The organism is Terrimonas alba (assembly GCF_042434975.1).
Lineage (GTDB): Bacteria > Bacteroidota > Bacteroidia > Chitinophagales > Chitinophagaceae > Terrimonas_B > Terrimonas_B alba.
The window spans coordinates 141968-160677 of sequence record NZ_JBHMQM010000004.1; the positions used below are offsets into that span (position 1 = coordinate 141968).

Below are 18710 nucleotides of genomic sequence, written 5' to 3' on the forward strand. Positions count from 1 at the left end.
CCGGATGTTGACAAAATTTTTTGATGGGCTTTATTTTTTTGTGTTCTAACAAGTTGGCTGGAAAAAGAAAATCCCTATTTTTGCACCCCCAAAGGAAATTATTCCTGCTTAGCTCAGTTGGTTAGAGCATCTGACTGTTAATCAGAGGGTCGCTGGTTCAAGTCCAGCAGCAGGAGCAGCCAACAGTAAAGGGTTTCATCTAATGAAGCCCTTTTTGTTTTTAGCCATTTGCATACAATTTGCATACAAGCCGTTAATTAGGGGCGTTTTTTGATTTGGATACCAAACCTACTTTTTGCCATAATCACACGCCATTTAACTTAATCGCCTGAGTTTCTACCTGGGCTTTTGTTTGTCTGCGATAGTTGTTTGATTTTAATAAAATAATTGGTTACCTTTTATAAAGATTACTTCCCTTAATCGCCTTCCCCTATAACAACTCTTTTCAGCTTCATTATCACAAGTCTCTGAAGTAGCAATACAAATCAAGAAAATACTTTTTATGAAAAAGCTACTATTACCATTGCTGGCAACCTTAGTTTTCACCAGCTGTCAAAAGCAAATCTCCACAGAGAAAGAATCAAAAGAGATTGCAAGTGCTACCGCCAATAAAAAGGCAAAAATCATGGTATGCCATTCTTCAAAAACAATCGAAATCTCCCAAAATGCCTTAGCTGCACATCTGGCTCATGGAGATATTCAAGGAGATTGTTCAGTACCAACAACTACTATCTGCGACCAAACCTGGATGGTTAAAAATTTGAATGTAGATCATTATAGGAATGGTGACCCAATTCCACAGGTTACTAGTCCAACAGAATTGGGAACAACCACCACAGGGGCGTGGTGTTATTACGATTTTAATCCTGCAAATGGCCTTATATATGGCAAATTATACAATTGGTATGCTGTAAACGATCCAAGGGGCCTGGCGCCTGAAGGCTGGCATGTACCAAGTCGTGAAGAATGGCTAATTCTTGCTGGTTGTTTGGGAGGCATAAATGTAGCAGGAGGCGAAATGAAAGAAACGGGCACTGTACATTGGTTAGCGCCAAACACCGGTGCCACTAACAGCAGTGGTTTCACTGCACTTCCAGGAGGAATCGCACTTCCTGCATTTAGCTCTTTTGCAGTTATTAACACTTCCGGACACTGGTGGACTTCGACAAATGCAGAAGTGACTACTGAAGATATTGACGCCTGGGCCCACAACATTGATCATATTGGTGCTTATATCGGTGATGCGAATCAAATCAAGACATGCGGAATGTCTGTTCGTTGCGTAAAGAATTAACCTAAGGCCGGCATCATAGCTAAGAGCTGTTTGATAAAAGTTCAATCGGTTAGAGTACCCCGGTTCAATCGGGGGGCGCGGGATCGTGCTCTGCAGGGTCTACACAGTCCAGTAAAGAGTTTCAAGCAATTGAGACCCTTTTTAATTTTATCCATTCCGACACGACCCTCAAATTAGTTGTGGTTCTTCGTCTTAAGTCCTGGTGCTCTCAAACTCCTATTTCAATTGGCATTTAACTTTACTATACTAGATGCAAATAAACAAGGAAGAAATAGCAAAACGCTTTGGATGGTATTATTCATCACTACGCCCTTATCAAGAGCAATACCTTTCTTCGGTGTTTCTTGATTCCAGAAATCCACCCGATCATTATGCATATCTCTGCCCAATATGTTTAAAGAATGGAATAGTTGCCGCAAATCCGTTGGGTTATCGATAAGTGAGGAATTCTCGCTGGACCATTTCCGCCTAAATCTGTAGGTGGGCATTTTAATATTTTAGTTTGTAAAAAATGCAACAATGACGCAGGAGGTAAATTTGAAGATGCACTTAAAAAGCAAGTGGAGAGGCTAGCCTTTGGCAATAAAGTCAATCTTTCTGAAATACAGGTCACCTCAAATATAAAAGGTATAGAAGGACGCGAAAGCCGGAGGGTAATCTCCGGCTCCAGTTACAAAAAGCCTATCCTCGTAAAATTGCCCTACTCCTTTCAATCGCCTGCTCCAATGTGGTCGTCACATTAGCTTTGCCTATGGCAAAAAGTAACCGGGCGCCTTTCAGCTCGTTCAGCACCTGTTCGCTGTGCACTTCACTTAATACCAGTTTAGTGCCTCGTCTTTTTGATTCTTTATATACTTCTTCAATCGTTTTTATACCTGTGGCATCAATAATCGGCACTTGCCGCATTCGTATTATCAGCACCCTGGGTCTTTTTTCAATAAATTTAATCGCATCTTTAAATTTATGAGCAGCGCCGAAAAATAGCGGCCCTGTAATTTCAAAAACTTCCACGTCTTTGGGAACAGTAAAATTTCCGATAGCTTCTTCATCCTTCCCGTTATCCGTATCATCAATTTCTTTTTTCAACATACTCACCGTGCTGAATTGAATCATTTTCCGCATAAAGAGAAAAGCGGCCAGTATCATTCCTATTTCAATCGCCACTGTCAGATCGATTAAAACAGTTAACAGGAAGGTGGTGATCAGAACAGCCACATCACTTTTGGGACCTTTTAATACCGATATAAAACTTTCCCATTCACTCATATTGTAGGCAATTACCACCAGTATGCCTGCCAGGGTTGCCATAGGTATTAGTGCCGCCCATTGACCAATAAAAAGCATGATGAGTAATAAGGTAATAGCATGGGTGATACCTGCAATGGGTGTGCGTCCCCCATTTTTTATATTAGTTGCAGTCCGCGCAATGGCGCCTGTCGCAGGAATGCCGCCAAAGATGGAAGAAAAGATATTCGCGGTTCCCTGGGCCACCAACTCCATATTTGATTTATGATTACCGCCAATCATTCCATCGGCCACAACGGCGGAAAGCAAAGATTCGATGCCACCCAGTAATGCAATGGTAAAAGCAGGTTGTATCAGGTTCTTTATCGTGCTGAAATCTAAATCAGGTATAGCAGGGGCCGGCAGGCTGGAAGGAATGCTTCCAAATTTGCTGCCGATGGTTTCAACAGGCAGATCCAGTAGTTGCACGGCAGCAGTGGTAAGGATAATGGCAACTAACGATCCCGGTATCTTGTGTGTTATTTTCGGCCACAGGAAAACGATCAAAACGGTTACAGCAGCAACTACAAAAGCATTGACATTTATCGTCTGAAAATTTTCAACATAAGTTTCCCACTTATTAATAAAATCAGCCGGAACCGCTCCCATCTGCAGACCAAAAAAATCTTTCATCTGCGAGGAGAAGATAATAAGCGCAATGCCGCTGGTGAAGCCGATGATCAGGGGATGAGGAATAAATTTAATGACTGAACCCAGCCGGGCAATGCCCATAATGATAAGCATAACACCCGCAATAAACGTGGCAATGATCAAACCATTAATGCCATATTGCTGAACAATGCCGTATACAATGACAATGAAAGCGCCGGTAGGACCACCTATTTGCACACGACTTCCGCCCATTGCCGAAATAATGAACCCTGCAATCACGGCTGTATAAAGGCCTTTCTCCGGTGATACACCCGACGCAATAGCAAAGGCAATGGCCAGTGGCAGCGCTACAATACCTACTATCAATCCGGCCATCAAATCTTTGGTGAGCTGTTGCCGGTTATAATTTTTCAGGGTATCAAGTAATTTGGGCCTAAACATTGTTCGCTGAATTAATAACATGAAACCGGTGTTTCATCCGGTTGAAATAAATTCTTGCCATTGTTATATTACTCCATTGCTGAGCATCCTTATTCATAGGATTAAATTGTTCCAATTCCCCGATCATTTGATTTGTAAAGCGGGTTATAACAGCGTCATCTATTTTATCATGTTCCAGCTCTTCCAGCGCAGATTCACAAAATCGCCTGACTTCTTGCTGGGAGCCGGCAAATAAAATTGCATTGATAAGTTTACACCGGTACTCGTCTAAGGAAAGAGACATCACTAATTAAATTTAAAATTAAAAAATACTGATCTGTTAAAAGATTGGAAAAACATGGTAGTAAACACATGCAAATAATATACGAGGGCGGGAACAACGGAAAGAATTTTTTAAAATAAACTCCCTTCTGGTGTAGCCTGTTTTCAATGACAGGAACCGGTAAGAAAAATAATTTTGTTTCCAAAAACAGCTGCATAAAGTTTGGAGGGCTAAGTCCGCGGATTTTGGTGTCCTTTGCCGCTGAACGTCGCCCATCCAAACGATCGGGACGGCTACACTTGTAAAAATCTTCACGAATAATCTTACATCACCCATTATCGTTATCAATACACTTTTTATTTATTAGCAGTATCCGGGTTGTCCGTCTTCCGGTTTGAACCTGGAAAAGGATTTCCAAACACGCTTTCTTACTTTTATTAACTTAATTCCAGGCATTACTTTTTTGCCAGCCGTCTTAAATACAAAATGGCGCACTGTATATTGCACCAGTGGATATAATCAAAGCTGGCAGGCGATAGCTCCTTCAATCCTTCTTTCAATTTAGCCAGGTAATCTGACTTTACTTTTGCTGGTAAATGTTTTTCTTTCAAAAGCTCTATCGATCTGTTAATGATCTGTTCTGTTTCTTCGCAATCACCTGCCATTCCCAGTTTTTGCACAATAAACGTTTTGTATTCTTCAATAGTCATGGCGGTTTTTTAATATTAGCGGTCAATAGTTCTTACCCAGTTTTTCCAGTAAGACATCTTCAACAGGGTATCGATGAAACCCGACGCATACATGTAATTGACACTCTCTGCTGACTGCTGGCCGGTTTTTATTTGTTTATTAAACCAGTCTGAAGCTCCTCTCAGGTACGCAAGGATGTTTTCGTCATTCTTGCCATTTTGAAATTGCTTTTGAATATTGCGAACTATTATTTTCTCGCAACTCAAATAACCTTCCACCTGGCTGAGCTTGCCGCTTATCTCTGTTATTTCTGATTCAAAATCAATTGGCATATTCTTAAATCGGGCTGTTATTTTTTAATCCAAAACTTCAACAGGTCGTCAACTCCTGAATCCACTCTCTGATAACCGTGTGGTATTTCATCATCCAGGCTATGAAAAGTGACCAGTCTTGTGCCTGCCGGCATTCCCTCAAGTTGATTACATAAATAGCGGCTGTAATAGTCATACAATTCCCCGGAGTAATTTATGCTGTTGTCAATCTTATCTGTGCCGGCAAGGTTTTCATAAAAGGAATTGTAGAAGTAGAAATGATCATAATCCCTGAGATCTAATTGTGTGAAATTGGAATGAAAAAAGGCGACGTTTTCAAAACCCAGCATTTCTTTGACGGCGTCGGCCTGGTATACTAAATTTTTTCTTTGTTCGGTCCCATAATAAAAAGCATCAGGCTTGTAATAAGCAGCTCCCAGGCAAAACTTACCCACACCGCTGCCGATATCCAATATTTTTACATTTGGTTTTATTGCGAGGAAGTTGGCAGCTTTTCGGGCTACATCCAGTGGGGTCCAGTGCATGCGGGCCAATTGCTGAATAGCCACCGGATAAAGTTGATCGAAGTTTAGATCGGAATAAAACCATTTATCAGCATCAACTTTTCTTTCAAGAAGGGCCATGAGTAATTTGTTTTCCTGGTGAATACTAAACGGTGGATTTCCCTTTGCCATTCATTTGATATTCTTTTGGCATTAGCAGGTCTTTTCTTTCATAAGGCTGTGCCGGAATAATCTTTGCAATCCATCCGCTGCCTTCTGGTTGCGCTATCAGCATATTTACATTGCCGCTGCCCAATGAATTGTTTATCTCTAATACTTTACCGTCTACCGGCATGTGTGCTTCAATTTGATAATCGTTGTACCGGATCGTAGCCAATACTTCTCCTTGTTTCTTGAATCCCGCAGGTTCATTAAAGGTCAGCTGCTGTATTTCTTTAAAGCCAAGCAATTTAAAGCCACAAATGCCCACATAGGCAATCGTTCCCTGGAAGTCGATCCACTCGTGGTCTTTGGTATAATACAAATCTTTTTTTGCCGGTTGTTCCGTTTTCATAGCTACAAAACTACCTGTGCTATCACTGCATTGCGTTAAACCTTGTCACTTCAAAAAGTGAGTTTTATCAATTTTTAAATGGGTAAATTTGCCCACCAACATGAGCATACGAGGCATTTTTCCCATAGATCAATGGAGCTTTAAAAGCGAATCCATTTTGGCAGATTTGCCAACGGAAGATTATGCATTGTTAACCACTCATAAATCTGAACAACTATATGCAAAAGGAGAAATCATATTTAGAGAGGGTTCTACTCCTTCCGGCATTTTTTTTATTACAGAGGGAAAAATAAAAAAATATAAAGTAGACAAAGAAGGCAAAGAACAAATCATCTATGTAGCCAATACCGGCGAATTAATCGGCTATCATGCCATACTTGCCGAAGACCGGTACCCGGATTCTGCTGCTACATTGGAAGAAAGCCGGATAGCATTTATTCCTAAAGAAGATTTCATGGCCGCCTTGCATCAATCTGAAATTCTGTCCAGGCGCTTATTAAAAACACTCAGCCATGAGTTTGCTGTCCTGGCAAACAGTCTTTCCATGTTTGCCCAAAAATCGGTAAGAGAGCGGCTGGCTCTTCAGCTGATTGTACTCCGCGAGAAATACAAAGTGAATTTTCAGCCAGGCATGCCTGTTGAAATCAATATGAGCCGTGATGACCTGGCCAACCTGGTGGGTACAGCAAGAGAAAATATAGTACGGGTGCTGGGCGAATTTAAAGAAGCGAATATTCTGGAAACCAGGGGTAGGAAGATAATCGTTCATGACGTGAAGAAACTGATTGCAATCGGTAACCATAAATAGAATGGCCGGCATTTGACAATCACAGTAGCGAAAAACACTATTCTTTCCGGCCCTTTCAAAATAATGTGACCACCAGGCATTATAGCCAGGCTTCGCCAGGCTGACCGGTCAACACCGTAAAATATATCAAAGGTTAATACAACTGGATTTTATCAGCAATCTCCTTATGTCTTTTATTGTGAGTTCTGATTAACATGCAACAATCGCACGATTAATCAGCTTATATGAACAATCACAAAATTATCTGTAAATTGAATTGTTGATCCTGTTTTGTATTGTGTGCTAATAGAGTTCCCCAGGTAAAACACTTATATGGCGTTAGCATTGAAAATCGATTTTTACCCTAATGATACAGCAAAGGCCGAATTTATTTTAGAGCCGTACTGGTGGAATGTCAAAGAACTATTGACACTTTATCCCTTTCGACATAAACTATTAAATGGGTATAAGGATTATCACTTACCTGTCACCAAACAGCATTTAAAAGAAATACACGAGAAACAGTTGAAATACGTTGATGCTACCCGTTTGAAATTAATGGAAAGTATTGTCATCGACCAACTGGAATCTGTTTTTAGTTCAGATACGATATTCAAAAAAATTGAAATCAATATCTACGAGTGGAAGACAGAATAAACAAAAAAAAATACAGTGAATAACTGTTGTCGCATGGCTGAACGGAAAGAAAGCCAAATGCCGGGCATGATAAAACCTACATTGGATAGTATTACCACAGCCATCCGGGAACAAAATTCTCCCGGTTCAAAAGCAATTACTTCCTGGTGACAAACACCTGTAACGGCTGTCACCGTGCCACCGGGTTTGAATTTAATGTGGTGAAAATTCCCGGCAATTCACCTTTCAGTAACCAGGACTTCGGGCATCAGCATGAAAAATAAAATCTTTAAAACATCGTCCGCGCCAACATTAATTCCACGACTGATTGTCGGTTTGATTTTTCTGTCCGAAGGGCTTCAAAAATTTATTACACCTGGTGCTGTTGGTGTAGGTCGCTTCGCAAAAATTAGCTTTGAACATGCTGAATTTTGGGCGCCGTTTACAGGCGTTTTTGAGATCACCTGCGGAGTATTGCTTTTAGCAGGTCTTTTTACACGATTAGCTTCCATTCCCTTATTGATTATAATGTTGGTTGCTTTTGTTACCACAAAATATCCCATCCTGGTTGAAAAAGGTTTCTGGTCAATGGCACATGAATACAGAACCGATTTTGCAATGACAATGCTGCTGCTGTTTACATTATACTATGGTGGCGGTAGTTACTCACTTGATAAGAAGTATTTTGGCAAATGAACGGTAGTGCAGCATTAAAGGATGTGGCAAAATTATTTCTCCGCCTGGGTGTTACTGCTTTTGGCGGGCCGGCGGCTCATATTGCGATGATGCAACAGGAAGTTGTTGAAAACAAAAAATGGATGAGCGAACAACATTTTCTTGACCTCATTGGAGCCACCAATTTAATCCCGGGACCCAACAGCACCGAAATGGCAATCCATATCGGGTATGAAAAAGCAGGATGGAAGGGTTTAATCGTAGCAGGTCTTTGTTTTATTCTGCCTGCCGTTTTTATCACAGGGTTCTTTGCATGGCTTTATAAACAATACGGACATCTACCCCAGGTGCAGCCGTTTGTTTATGGTATCAAACCCGCCATCATTGCGGTTATCCTGGCGGCTGTTTATCCTCTTGCCAAAAAATCGTTGAAAACAATGGAACTGGGAATTATCGGGGCAACGGTATTGATACTTTCATTGCTGAATTTCAATGAAATTTACCTGATGTTTGGTGCAGGAATTTTAGCATCGGTATTGGCCGCTTTCAAAAGACAGAACACAGTCAACGGTTTTTTCTTTCCGGCGCTTTTACAAATTTCAAACACATCAATTTCCCCGGCAACCAACATGACCCTGTTCTGGATATTCCTGAAAATAGGAGCCATTCTTTATGGAAGTGGATATGTATTGTTTGCTTTCCTTGATGCGGAACTTGTTGCAAGAGGACTATTATCCCGACAACAACTAATAGACGCTATTGCAGTCGGACAATTTACACCCGGCCCTGTTTTTTCTTCGGTGACATTTATCGGTTATCAAATCAACGGCCTGACCGGTGCGACAGTCTCTACCATCGGAATTTTTTTGCCTTCGTTTGTTTTTGTTGCTCTACTCAATCCGCTTGTTAAACGGATGCGGCACTCAAAACTATTTGCAGCATTTCTTGACGCTGTGAATATTGCTTCGGTGGCTATTATTGTTGCTGTTTGCTATGCAATGGGCAAAGACAGTATTTCTGACTGGCGTACAATTGTCATTGCATTGATTAGTATCACGCTGACTTTTGGATTCAAAAAAATAAACAGCGCCTGGATAGTATTAGGCGGTTCACTAACAGGTTACTTATTGACATTATTCACTTAAGCTGCGACACGCAGCACGGCTGCCTGATCAGGAAGATGGGTCTAAAAGATTAATGGAAGCGTTTTATTATAGCCGGTTCATATTCTTCGGGGCAGGCCATGCCACGTTTTTGTAACTCCGGTTGTCATCGGCATAGCTGATTAATTTTCATATTCCATCAAAACAAAAAACCAAAAAATGAAACTGTCAAAATCCTTACTCAGCGCCATTCTTATTGGCATTGTGGTACAAACAACAACTTCATGTAAGAAAGATAAAGATATACCCGATCCAAAAGCAAAGCAGGAGGCGCAGAAGGAACAGGAGAAAACGAACCCGGCTGAGCCCTGCCCGGCCTGTGGAATGGGATAACACAATCAGGTACTAATCATTCATAATTCCGGAGGTGCCGAAAATATTATCAGCGACAGCCTGCAACCTGGATGCGGACATTCTTGCAGCTTGTCTGCCCTTAATGGAAGAATCAAGAATAGAAGCTATAGAATGGTCTTTTGATGCGTTGTTCAATGTAAAACAAATTCCGTCATGGTTCATGGAGTTATTAACTGCATTTAGCAATGAAAAACGTTTGATCGGCCACGGTGTTTTCTTTTCTATTTTTTCAGGAAAATGGTTGCAGGGTCAGCAAGACTGGCTAAAACAACTAAAGCAAACCTGTGAAACTTTTCAATTTGATCATGTCACTGAGCATTTCGGTTTTATGACAGGTAACGACTTTCATCATGGCGCACCGCTCAATATTCCTTATACACAAACTTCTCTTGATATTGGCAGGGACAGGTTGAAAAGGATCTATGATGTATGCCGGTGCCCTGTAGGCCTGGAGAACCTGGCTTTTTCATATTCACTTGATGAAACAAAACGGCATGGAACTTTTTTGGAACAACTGCTTGAACCGGTAAATGGGTTTATCATTCTTGACCTGCACAACCTTTACTGCCAGGTTAATAATTTCGACATTTCATTTGAAGAAATAATCGCCCTGTATCCCCTCGACAAGGTTCGGGAAATCCATATTTCTGGAGGAAGCTGGGAAGATTCTCTTACTGATCCGGGACGAAAAGTGAGAAGAGATACACATGACGATGCGGTCCCTGAAGAAGTTTTTGATCTGCTCAAAATGACGGTCGGCCAATGCCCGAATGTCAAATATGTAGTATTAGAGCAATTGGGAAACGGGCTCGTAACAAATGAAAGCAAACAATCCTTTTACAAAGATTTTCTGATGATGGAAAATATCGTCAGGGAAAAAAACAATATGCCTTCTTCACCGCCTGCTAATTGTTTTCTTCCGTTGTCGTTTTCATTGCCCGGCAATATTGTCGAAGATGAAACACTGTATCAGCAGCAATCAGAGCTTTCATTCATACTGGAATCATCAGCATCTTATAACGAAGCCATGCATTTACTAAAAAAATCTTCTCTTGCATCTTCAGCATGGCAAATAGAAAACTGGGAGCCCTATATGATTGAAACAGCTATAAAGATTGCACAGAAGTGGAAGAAAAAATGATTGACTCTCCCTGATATCGGGAACGTTACTGCTGAACAGGGGTTAAAAAGGCCACGACTGGTAGCTGAAACAACAGCGGGAATTATTTTTTTATTGCCTGCTCAAATTCATTTCAAAAACCTGGGTCCAGTTTTTCCCATCATTACCTGAAAACGCTTGTTCAAACCATCGCGACTCTTTGGCTTCAATAACAAATCGTGTACAGCCCGATTTGCGACGCGAATATATAGAAGCTTTAGAATAGAAATTTCATTAAGTGATGGCAAAACAAAAGAAGGCGAAAATACCGCTATTTCCACATGCAGTATTAAAAAACAATACCAATTTATTTCCCATTTTTCTGCAACATTTCTTTTCTTCACCCGTCGAATCAAACAGTGAATACATCAACAGGGAATAGCTGGTCAGACAGGCAACTGGTAGAAAAGGTATTGGGCGGCGATAACGCCGCCTTTGGCCTTATTGTAAAAAATACGGAATCCCTTGTAGCGCAAATCGTTTTTAAAATGATTGATAGCCCGGAAGATCGAAAAGACCTGGCACAGGATATTTACCTGAAAGTGTTCCATAAACTAAGCTCTTTCAAATTTGAATCAAAACTGTCAACCTGGATAGCACAGGTCAGCTATAACAATTGTTTTGATTACCTGCGAAAGAAAAAATTGCTGCTCCCCGGCAATTTGGACCAGGACAAGGCTCCGGGAGAAGATCATGGCGATGGAGACCCGTTCCAAACATATTCATTGCAGATCAGTAACGATCTTGTCGTGCAGAAAGACCTTTCAGCCATCCTGCACGAAGCGATTGAAAAACTGTCACCTGTTTATAGAACATTGATCAGTTTATATCATCAGCAGGAATTGAGCTATGATGAAATTGGTTATATCACCGGCTTACCGGAAGGGACCGTCAAGAGCTATTTATTCCGGGCAAGAAAGGTATTAAAAGAAAATCTCTTAGTTCATTACAAAAAGGAGGATTTATGTTAGACAAACATTTAACCGACGAAGAAATTCAGCGATTCCTGTTGGAAGGGCCACAGTCAAATAGCAAGATGGCGGAGCATCTGCGCATGTGCCGGGACTGCAAGAGCAGGGCTGCTGCTTATGAGCTATTGTTTACTGGTATTAGTGAACAGGAAAAACCTGTTTTTGAATTCAACCTTGCCGAATTGGTGGTAGCCCAACTTCCCAAACAAGAAGCAGCAGTTGTCAAAGACCGTTTGCCCGGCTTTCTGCTGGCTTTTGTTATGATATTACCTGGAGCCGCAGGATATGTGTTTCGCCAATACCTGGCCTTGTTGTTTGAGGGGATCGCCTCGCTGGCGGTTTATTTAATGATCGTTAGTGTTATTGTTATACTGGCCTTCTTCTGCCTGGATATGTATAAAAATTATCAAAGAAAAATGCAGGCATTGGACCTTGTATAGTGCAACATTCATCAAATGTATACGTCAAATTCAATAGGATTAAAAAAATATAAAAATGAAAAAGATCGTTACACTTATTTTGGCCGGATTAATAACCTCGTCTGCCAGTGCCCAGGACAATTATCCACGTATAGACGGAGAAGTATTCAGAACCGTTGCTGTGCTATTCGTTCTGCTGGCTTTCATGTTTTTTATTATTTCTATTTTGAAGCGGATTTTTGAATATCGCCTGAAAAATAAAATCGTAGAAAAAGGAATTGCCGAAAACATTGCCTCCTCGATTTTACAAACGGATGCCCGTGAAAATAAGGATAGTAATATAAAATGGGCTGCGATTTTAGCGGGATTGGGTGCCGGCCTTACATTGATAAATTATACTATGCCGCTGGGTATTCATTCTCTGGCAATCATGTCATTTTGCATTGCCTTGAGCTTTTTAGGTTATTTCCTTTACTTGAAAAGCTCGGGGAAATAAGCGGGGCCTTCTATTTTGAAAGATCGGGTTTGATCTCTCCTTTTTTTTCAGCGATAATTTTATGCAGCAATTCCACCTGCTTTCTTTTTTCATCCATTCCCTGCTGTTGCTTGTTGGCTTTATGCATAGCTTGCAGCTCCTGGATGTTTTTCATCATAAGCTGAATGAGTTCATCAAGGTTCAGTTGTTTTAGGTATTCTTCAGTCATAATCCTGTTTAATAGTCTCCAATAATAATCGTCATACCCGCGCAGTTGGTTTAAAATGGCCAACCATGCTGCCTTAATCTGATCCCTAAAGCAAGTATTTAAAGATACTCGATTAGGGGAGAAATGTAATACTACAAACCGGTAATCAAATGGTATGAATGAAAGCTGGAGTAGTTTTCCTCCGTAGTTGGCGCAGGTTTTCGGACTATGTGCAAAGCCCCTGGCAGTTTTCCGCATTTTCTTTATAAAACATCTCCGGGACTTCAAAAATAGAACTATTTGTATGTTTTTTGTACACATAGATGATTTCAATTTGCCATCATGATTGATTTAAAGAAATATAACCTGCCCGAGTTGTTTGACTTATTAGCCAGTATACAGCCGATCATATCCGGGTCATAGGTCGAAGCACCGGCCGGCAAGATTTAGAAAACAGTAAGGCCAAACTCAAACAGATCCAGGCAGAGATTGAAAAAAGAAAGGCTATCCGGCCAGGGAATAATTTCAATAAGCTACCTGGTGAGTGAATGGGAGCGGTTAAAATTTCTTAATCAATTTCCTACCGACTGTTAGTTGTTATAATTTTAGTCGGCTATATTTTGTTGGAAATATTTCTACATCTCGTTTTAATGTAGAGGTATTTTCTCGAATCCTCCCCGATCTTTTTTGTATAAAGCGTAATTTTTATTTGCACGCCATTTGCTATCTGCATCCAAACGCAGCTGCGATGTTGGATTTAAAAAATCTGGAGTTATCCGATCTTTTGGACCTGTTGGTCGATCAGACTGCATGGCATACTCAATTGATTACTTCCGGCGCATCAGAAACGGAGTTAAGAAATAGCCGTCTTCTTTTAATAGAAATACAGGAAGAAATTGTATGGAGGAAAAAGGTGGTCAATATTCCGGTAGCAACCTATTCTTCCATTTCCACCGAAAATTAATCAATCTTTTTTCTATTTGTTGGGGGCAGATTGGTTATATGCGGCTTTTGATTAGTGTTTAAAGCGACGGTTGCAGCCTTCAAATTAATGATCAAACATTGACATTCTTTTAAAAAAATATGTTGATAAGATGACATTTGAATCCTTATCCGGCATACTTTTTTCATTTGTACAGCTCCCTTAATCATTAAACTTATGACTGAAAATTCGATTACCTCATCAGGTATGCCTGGCCTAACTATCGTTAAGAAGGAAAGAAAAAAGAAGAGCCGGGCGAAATTGATAAGCCTGCACGCATTGCCACAGGTTCGTAAGGTCCTGCTCCCTCCATTGCAGGAGGGGTACATTAAAGTTAAAAAGCATGATTTTCTGTAAGCGGGCCCGCTGATTTTTAATTCAACCGGTATAGGTTTGAGAATTTGGATTCGTCTGCCCGGGTCTATAGTTTTTGGCTATTCATAAAGTATTCTTTTGGAATATTAGTTATAACCATACGTAATTTCTTCTGCCTGAAACACTGCCTTGGATAGGGCCGTAAATTACTACGATGAAAATTGCGACGTATAATGTGAATGGCATTAATGGACGACTGCCTGTCTTACTCCGGTGGCTGAAAGAGGCAAAACCAGATATCGTTTGTTTACAGGAGCTTAAAGCGATGCAAAACAAATTTCCTCAAAAGGAGATATCAGCGGCAGGCTATCATTCCATATGGCATGGACAAAAAAGCTGGAATGGCGTTGCTATTTTATCCCGCTATGGAGAAATACAGGAGTTGAGGCGGGTATTGCCGGGAGACCCGAAAGACAGCCATAGTCGTTATATGGAGGCGATTATAAACAAGATGGTGATTGCCTGCTTATACCTGCCCAATGGTAATCCCTATCCCGGTCCTAAGTTTGACTACAAGCTGAAGTGGTTTAGGCGGTTGTCTGCTCATGCAAAAAAACTACTTGCTCATGAGGTACCGGTGGCTTTGATTGGAGATTTTAACGTGATGCCAACGGAGTTGGATGTATATAAGCCTAAACGATTGACGGACCAGGGCTGGACAGATGCAATCCGCAAACTGCATCCAAATGAGAGAGTTTATACTTTCTGGGATTATTTCCGCAATGCTTTTAGTCGTGATGCAGGTCTCAGGCTCGATCATTTTTTATTAAGTCCGCAAATAAGTCGCCGGCTTGTTGCGGCCGGAGTAGACCGCCATGTAAGAGGTTGGGAAAAAACAAGTGATCATGCACCTGCCTGGATTGAACTAAAAGAAAAATAAATTGGGTAAGGAATTTTTCCATCCATTTCATAAGCCTGGAAACGATTAGGGGTAAAATTAATACAACTTCCTTTGGACACATTTTTAGCATACAAATTGAAATCTTTTCCCTACACCCGCACTTATCATGAAAAAAATAAAGCTATGATCATTGTACATGACACTTTTGTTTGCAAGCCCGGGAATGCTTCCAAATTAGCAAAGCTTTTTAAAGAAGTAATGGCCGGCAACAAAGAGCTGGTAAATATCCTGACGGATATGACGGGCCAGTACAACAGGGTGATAATGGTTTCTCAATACGAGAACCTCACAGCCTATGAAGAAAGCTGGGAAGAGTATAAGCAAGACACGGACAAGATGAAAGAAATGCAGGAGAAAATGAAAGGATACCACGATATGTACCTGACGGGGTCAAGAGAAATATTCCAGGTTTGGTAGCAGCGTCCCGGCGTGAAACATATTGGAAGCCTTATTTAAGGCAGAACGAATTGTCTGCAGAATGACAAATTCTGCGAAAAATTTTTTTTGTTGTGAAATCTTATCGTAATATTGCGATACGATTATGGGTGCAACAAAATCATACGAGTTCAGTGTAAAGGAAAACAGGCTGGCAAAATATGCTAAGGCCTTGGCTCATCCTGCGAGAATAGCCATCCTTAATTTTTTGGCCAGGCAGCAATCCTGTATGTGTGGTGATATCGTAGATGTGTTGCCACTTTCCCAAAGCACCGTTTCGCAACATTTAAAAGAGTTGAAGGAAGCGGGTTTGATCAAAGGTGAGATTGAAGGAGCCAGGGTTTGTTATTGCATTGATGAAAAAGAATGGAAAGCGGCCCAGGCCTGGATCAACCAGTTGTTTGATGCTTACAAAGTTGGTTGCGATAACTGCAGCTGACATTTTTTTTGACTAATCCTATCGGTATATTACGATAACTTAAAACTAAAACATATGAACACTCAAGAAAATCTAAAAGACCTCGTAAGGCAGAAATATGGTGAAATTGCCTTGAAGGATAAAGAAACCAATCAGAGTTCCTGTTGTGGTTCGGGCTGCTGCAGTACTGATGTATACAGCATCATGGCCGATGACTATGCACAGCTTGAAGGCTACAATCCTGACGCCGATTTAGGGTTGGGTTGTGGACTGCCCACCCAATTTGCGAAGATCAAAAAAGGAGATACCGTAATTGACCTCGGCGGCGGCGCCGGAAACGATGCTTTTATAGCAAGACACGAGACAGGTGAAACCGGTAGGGTGATCGGCATTGACTTTACGCCTGCCATGATAGAGCGGGCAAGAAAAAATGCTGAAGTAAGGCGTTTCAACAACGTTGAATTCAGGCAGGGTGATATAGAAAAGATGCCTGTCAGTGCGGATGTGGCGGATGTAATAGTCAGTAACTGCGTACTCAACCTGGTGCCCAATAAAGATGGCGTTATAAAAGAAATCTACCGGGTATTAAAGCCAGGTGGCCATTTTTCCATTTCAGATATCGTACTCGAGGGGGAACTGCCAGCAGAAATTAAAGAAGCAGCAGAAATGTACGCCGGTTGCGTGGCCGGAGCGATTCAAAAAGCGGATTACCTCCAATTGATGGAAGCCAATGGATTTAAAAATATCACGGTTCAGAAAGATAAGCCTATCATTATCCCGGATGACATTTTAAAAAACTATTTGTCGACAACTCAAATAGAGAGTTTTAAACAATCGGGAACGGGCATCAGAAGTGTTACGGTGTATGCCGAAAAACCAGCGGAAGAAAAGAAATCGTGCTGCGGACCTGACTGTTGTAATTAATTTATCATCAACTCAGGATTTTTAACCATTTAAAACAATAAACAATGAACTCCACTAACAACGAAGTAAAACAAAATGAAGCAGCCTGCTGTGTAGACTATTGCATGCAAAAATTTGAAGGCTCAGCAAACGAAGTCGTCAATATCTACAAATGCAATCAAAAGCAATTTTCTGTTTCGGAAAGCTGGAACATTCAAAAAAACAAAAAGCAGGTTAGTATAAGAACAGGTTTGTAAAAACCTGGACCTGTATTTATATTTTCGTAGTACAAACTTTTCTTATGCCTATAATACATGCTGAAGACCAGAGACGTGACGAGATAATACGATTGTTGCAATCGCAAAAATTGCCGGCAGAGGATTTACCCGTATTGTTAACTGATTTTTATACCGCAATTGAGAATGATCAACTGGTAGGCGTAATTGGAATGGAACGATATGGACGCTTTGGCTTATTGCGGTCCATGGTAGTTCATCCTGGTTTTAGAAACAGACAAATTGCCGAAACATTGGTTAATACCCTTGAACAGGCAGCCAAATCAAAAGAAATCATGTCGATGTACTTGCTGACAGAAACAGCATCGAAGTATTTTGAAAAAAAGGGATATAAAACAATAGACCGGGAACAAGTGCCGGAGTCCGTTAAAGCATCTTCAGAGTTTAGCAGCGTCTGCCCGGTCAGTGCCACAGTGATGATGAAGCCGATTGATTGAATTAGCGCAACAGCTATTTCTCTTGTGCAGGAAAATCAAATAGTCTTCAGCGTGAGACTATGCCAGATGGTTACTAATAGACTAATTTGTGTGGAGACAACCAGCGTAAAATGTCCAAATTTTTCCCGCTTTTTGGATAAGAGAAAAGTGATTGTGGAAAAATTATAACGCAGTAATCTCACAAAACTAACGCCTAATCAGCGTATATAAATTGTTTTAATAATTCTCCACGGCTTCTGAAAAAATTGGAATATTTCTTGAATTATTCAACCTATACTAATCTGAAAAAATAACCTCCGGGCTTGATTTCCATCAGGCCCTTTCTTATTTGTCAGAATCAGGAGATAAGAAATCTTGTTGTGTTCTGCCATCCGTTTCCATAAAAAGTGATCAGGTAAATACCTTTATTTAGCGAAGGAATGACAATCGGTATAAAATCACGTTGACCATTCAGGTCTTTCGCAAAAACCTGGAAGCCGTCAGCCGAAACAATCATAACTCTTTCAACCGGTAACCCGGCATTTGCATTGATGACATTGCCTGTAATATTCACCGGGTATATTTCAACAGGGGGAATTCCGTTTCCTTCAAGTTTGAATGTTTTTGAATAGTAAAGATTGTTGTTTAGTCCTTCTACCCTGACACGATATATTATTGGTCGTGTATCGGTCAACTGGTGACGGTATTTGTATGTTCCATTCATCCAGCTTACCTGTCCTGCGGGTTCATAACGAATTCCGTCAAAACTATATTCAACATAAAATTTTTGACTGGCCTGTTCTGCTACCGAAGTCCATTGTATTTCATTGTAACCACTATTTTTTGTAATGGACATGTTTGGCAAATTGGCCAGGCTGGAATATTGCCTGCCTGTTACAGGCCTCGTATTATCCTTGTTGGCTATAATATGTTGTTGAGCTTGTAAAAAGGGTGAAGCGATGAGTCCTAAGCCTGTCACCATTGTAAGAATAAGCATTCTTCCTTTATTAATCTTTTGCCACATAACTTTTCATTTGTAATTAAAAGGACAAATACGATGCCTGCGTGACTAAAAGAGAAGACCCGGGTGCACTGGATAATAAATCAATGCTTTACATGCTACAATCAATTTGAAACTGCCGCAGAAAGGGGGATTTTTTACCACT

General features: G+C 40.8%; 26 protein-coding genes and 1 tRNA gene. 19 read left to right on the forward strand and 8 right to left on the reverse strand.

Annotated elements, in window-relative coordinates:
- Window positions 1–102: 102 nt before the first annotated feature.
- Both ACFEL9_RS12565 and ACFEL9_RS12570 read left to right on the forward strand, forming a co-directional pair.
- A tRNA-Asn gene (locus ACFEL9_RS12565) sits at window positions 103–176 on the forward strand.
- 326 nt (window positions 177–502) lie between these two features.
- Window positions 503–1294 (forward strand): fibrobacter succinogenes major paralogous domain-containing protein, encoded by a 792-nt coding sequence (locus tag ACFEL9_RS12570; RefSeq protein WP_385890389.1) that lies wholly within the window; start codon window positions 503–505, stop codon window positions 1292–1294.
- Window positions 1295–1975: 681 nt separating this feature from the next.
- Here ACFEL9_RS12570 and ACFEL9_RS12575 read toward each other — a convergent pair.
- From ACFEL9_RS12575 to ACFEL9_RS12600, 6 genes are all read right to left on the reverse strand, one after another.
- Entirely contained in the window at window positions 1976–3631 is a 1656-nt protein-coding gene (locus ACFEL9_RS12575; protein ID WP_385890391.1) for a SulP family inorganic anion transporter, read from the reverse strand.
- Window positions 3624–3914 carry a hypothetical protein gene (locus ACFEL9_RS12580; RefSeq protein WP_385890392.1) on the reverse strand — a complete coding sequence of 97 codons (291 nt, stop codon included), beginning with the start codon at window positions 3912–3914 and terminating at the stop codon, window positions 3624–3626. The genes ACFEL9_RS12575 and ACFEL9_RS12580 overlap by 8 nt, the downstream gene beginning before the upstream one ends.
- A 434-nt stretch (window positions 3915–4348) precedes the next feature.
- Entirely contained in the window at window positions 4349–4603 is a 255-nt protein-coding gene (locus tag ACFEL9_RS12585; RefSeq protein WP_385890394.1) for a hypothetical protein, read from the reverse strand.
- Window positions 4604–4618: 15 nt separating this feature from the next.
- Window positions 4619–4915: a hypothetical protein gene (locus ACFEL9_RS12590; RefSeq protein WP_385890395.1), complete on the reverse strand. Its 297-nt coding sequence runs from the start codon at window positions 4913–4915 to the stop codon at window positions 4619–4621.
- A gap of 17 nt (window positions 4916–4932) precedes the next feature.
- Window positions 4933–5589, reverse strand: a complete 657-nt coding sequence (locus tag ACFEL9_RS12595; protein ID WP_385890398.1) for a methyltransferase domain-containing protein — start codon at window positions 5587–5589, stop codon at window positions 4933–4935.
- Window positions 5564–5971: a glycine cleavage system protein H gene (locus ACFEL9_RS12600; protein WP_385890400.1), complete on the reverse strand. Its 408-nt coding sequence runs from the start codon at window positions 5969–5971 to the stop codon at window positions 5564–5566. Before ACFEL9_RS12600 ends, ACFEL9_RS12595 begins: the two co-directional genes overlap by 26 nt.
- A gap of 100 nt (window positions 5972–6071) precedes the next feature.
- Between ACFEL9_RS12600 and ACFEL9_RS12605 the strand changes: the two genes are divergently transcribed.
- From ACFEL9_RS12605 to ACFEL9_RS12650, 10 genes are all read left to right on the forward strand, one after another.
- Entirely contained in the window at window positions 6072–6779 is a 708-nt protein-coding gene (locus ACFEL9_RS12605) for a Crp/Fnr family transcriptional regulator (protein WP_385890402.1), read from the forward strand.
- A 312-nt stretch (window positions 6780–7091) separates the two neighbouring features.
- Window positions 7092–7415, forward strand: a complete 324-nt coding sequence (locus tag ACFEL9_RS12610) for a hypothetical protein (RefSeq protein ID WP_385890404.1) — start codon at window positions 7092–7094, stop codon at window positions 7413–7415.
- 252 nt (window positions 7416–7667) lie between these two features.
- A complete protein-coding gene (locus ACFEL9_RS12615; RefSeq protein WP_385890406.1) occupies window positions 7668–8090 on the forward strand; it encodes a DoxX family protein in 423 nt (140 codons plus the stop codon).
- On the forward strand, window positions 8087–9214 hold the full coding sequence (gene chrA, locus ACFEL9_RS12620) for a chromate efflux transporter (protein WP_385890409.1): 1128 nt from the start codon (window positions 8087–8089) through the stop codon (window positions 9212–9214). The genes ACFEL9_RS12615 and chrA overlap by 4 nt, the downstream gene beginning before the upstream one ends.
- Before the next feature lie 177 nt (window positions 9215–9391).
- Complete coding sequence (locus tag ACFEL9_RS12625) at window positions 9392–9565, forward strand: chryseobasin-related MNIO class RiPP peptide (protein ID WP_385890412.1); 174 nt, start codon at window positions 9392–9394, stop codon at window positions 9563–9565.
- Between the two features lie 34 nt (window positions 9566–9599).
- Window positions 9600–10727: a multinuclear nonheme iron-dependent oxidase gene (locus ACFEL9_RS12630; RefSeq protein ID WP_385890415.1), complete on the forward strand. Its 1128-nt coding sequence runs from the start codon at window positions 9600–9602 to the stop codon at window positions 10725–10727.
- Window positions 10728–10986: 259 nt separating this feature from the next.
- On the forward strand, window positions 10987–11127 hold the full coding sequence (locus tag ACFEL9_RS12635; protein ID WP_385890418.1) for a hypothetical protein: 141 nt from the start codon (window positions 10987–10989) through the stop codon (window positions 11125–11127).
- Window positions 11105–11716 carry an RNA polymerase sigma factor gene (locus ACFEL9_RS12640; RefSeq protein WP_385890421.1) on the forward strand — a complete coding sequence of 204 codons (612 nt, stop codon included), beginning with the start codon at window positions 11105–11107 and terminating at the stop codon, window positions 11714–11716. The genes ACFEL9_RS12635 and ACFEL9_RS12640 overlap by 23 nt, the downstream gene beginning before the upstream one ends.
- The gene (locus tag ACFEL9_RS12645; RefSeq protein ID WP_385890424.1) at window positions 11710–12156 is read left to right on the forward strand and encodes a hypothetical protein; all 447 of its coding nucleotides are present in this window, start codon (window positions 11710–11712) and stop codon (window positions 12154–12156) included. The genes ACFEL9_RS12640 and ACFEL9_RS12645 overlap by 7 nt, the downstream gene beginning before the upstream one ends.
- A 55-nt stretch (window positions 12157–12211) precedes the next feature.
- Complete coding sequence (locus ACFEL9_RS12650; RefSeq protein ID WP_385890426.1) at window positions 12212–12631, forward strand: hypothetical protein; 420 nt, start codon at window positions 12212–12214, stop codon at window positions 12629–12631.
- A 10-nt stretch (window positions 12632–12641) separates the two neighbouring features.
- On the opposite strand, the gene ACFEL9_RS12655 is transcribed toward ACFEL9_RS12650, so the two are convergent.
- On the reverse strand, window positions 12642–12839 hold the full coding sequence (locus ACFEL9_RS12655) for a hypothetical protein (RefSeq protein ID WP_385890429.1): 198 nt from the start codon (window positions 12837–12839) through the stop codon (window positions 12642–12644).
- A 727-nt stretch (window positions 12840–13566) separates the two neighbouring features.
- On the opposite strand from ACFEL9_RS12655, the gene ACFEL9_RS12660 reads away from it, so the two are divergent.
- The 7 genes from ACFEL9_RS12660 (at window position 13567) to arsN2 (ending at window position 17565) form a co-directional block, all read left to right on the forward strand.
- On the forward strand, window positions 13567–13782 hold the full coding sequence (locus ACFEL9_RS12660; RefSeq protein WP_276503972.1) for a hypothetical protein: 216 nt from the start codon (window positions 13567–13569) through the stop codon (window positions 13780–13782).
- A gap of 547 nt (window positions 13783–14329) precedes the next feature.
- A complete protein-coding gene (gene xth, locus ACFEL9_RS12665) occupies window positions 14330–15055 on the forward strand; it encodes an exodeoxyribonuclease III (protein WP_385890432.1) in 726 nt (241 codons plus the stop codon).
- A gap of 144 nt (window positions 15056–15199) precedes the next feature.
- Window positions 15200–15493, forward strand: coding sequence for an NIPSNAP family protein (locus ACFEL9_RS12670; RefSeq protein WP_276503979.1), 294 nt, complete (start codon window positions 15200–15202; stop codon window positions 15491–15493).
- A 124-nt stretch (window positions 15494–15617) separates the two neighbouring features.
- Window positions 15618–15950, forward strand: a complete 333-nt coding sequence (locus ACFEL9_RS12675) for an ArsR/SmtB family transcription factor (RefSeq protein WP_385890435.1) — start codon at window positions 15618–15620, stop codon at window positions 15948–15950.
- A 54-nt stretch (window positions 15951–16004) separates the two neighbouring features.
- Window positions 16005–16853, forward strand: a complete 849-nt coding sequence (locus tag ACFEL9_RS12680) for an arsenite methyltransferase (protein WP_385890437.1) — start codon at window positions 16005–16007, stop codon at window positions 16851–16853.
- A gap of 44 nt (window positions 16854–16897) precedes the next feature.
- Complete coding sequence (locus tag ACFEL9_RS12685) at window positions 16898–17089, forward strand: hypothetical protein (protein ID WP_385890439.1); 192 nt, start codon at window positions 16898–16900, stop codon at window positions 17087–17089.
- 44 nt (window positions 17090–17133) lie between these two features.
- On the forward strand, window positions 17134–17565 hold the full coding sequence (gene arsN2 / locus ACFEL9_RS12690; RefSeq protein WP_385890440.1) for an arsenic resistance N-acetyltransferase ArsN2: 432 nt from the start codon (window positions 17134–17136) through the stop codon (window positions 17563–17565).
- Between the two features lie 337 nt (window positions 17566–17902).
- Here arsN2 and ACFEL9_RS12695 read toward each other — a convergent pair whose 3' ends face one another.
- Complete coding sequence (locus ACFEL9_RS12695) at window positions 17903–18568, reverse strand: hypothetical protein (RefSeq protein ID WP_385890441.1); 666 nt, start codon at window positions 18566–18568, stop codon at window positions 17903–17905.
- Between the last annotated feature and the right edge of the window lie 142 nt (window positions 18569–18710).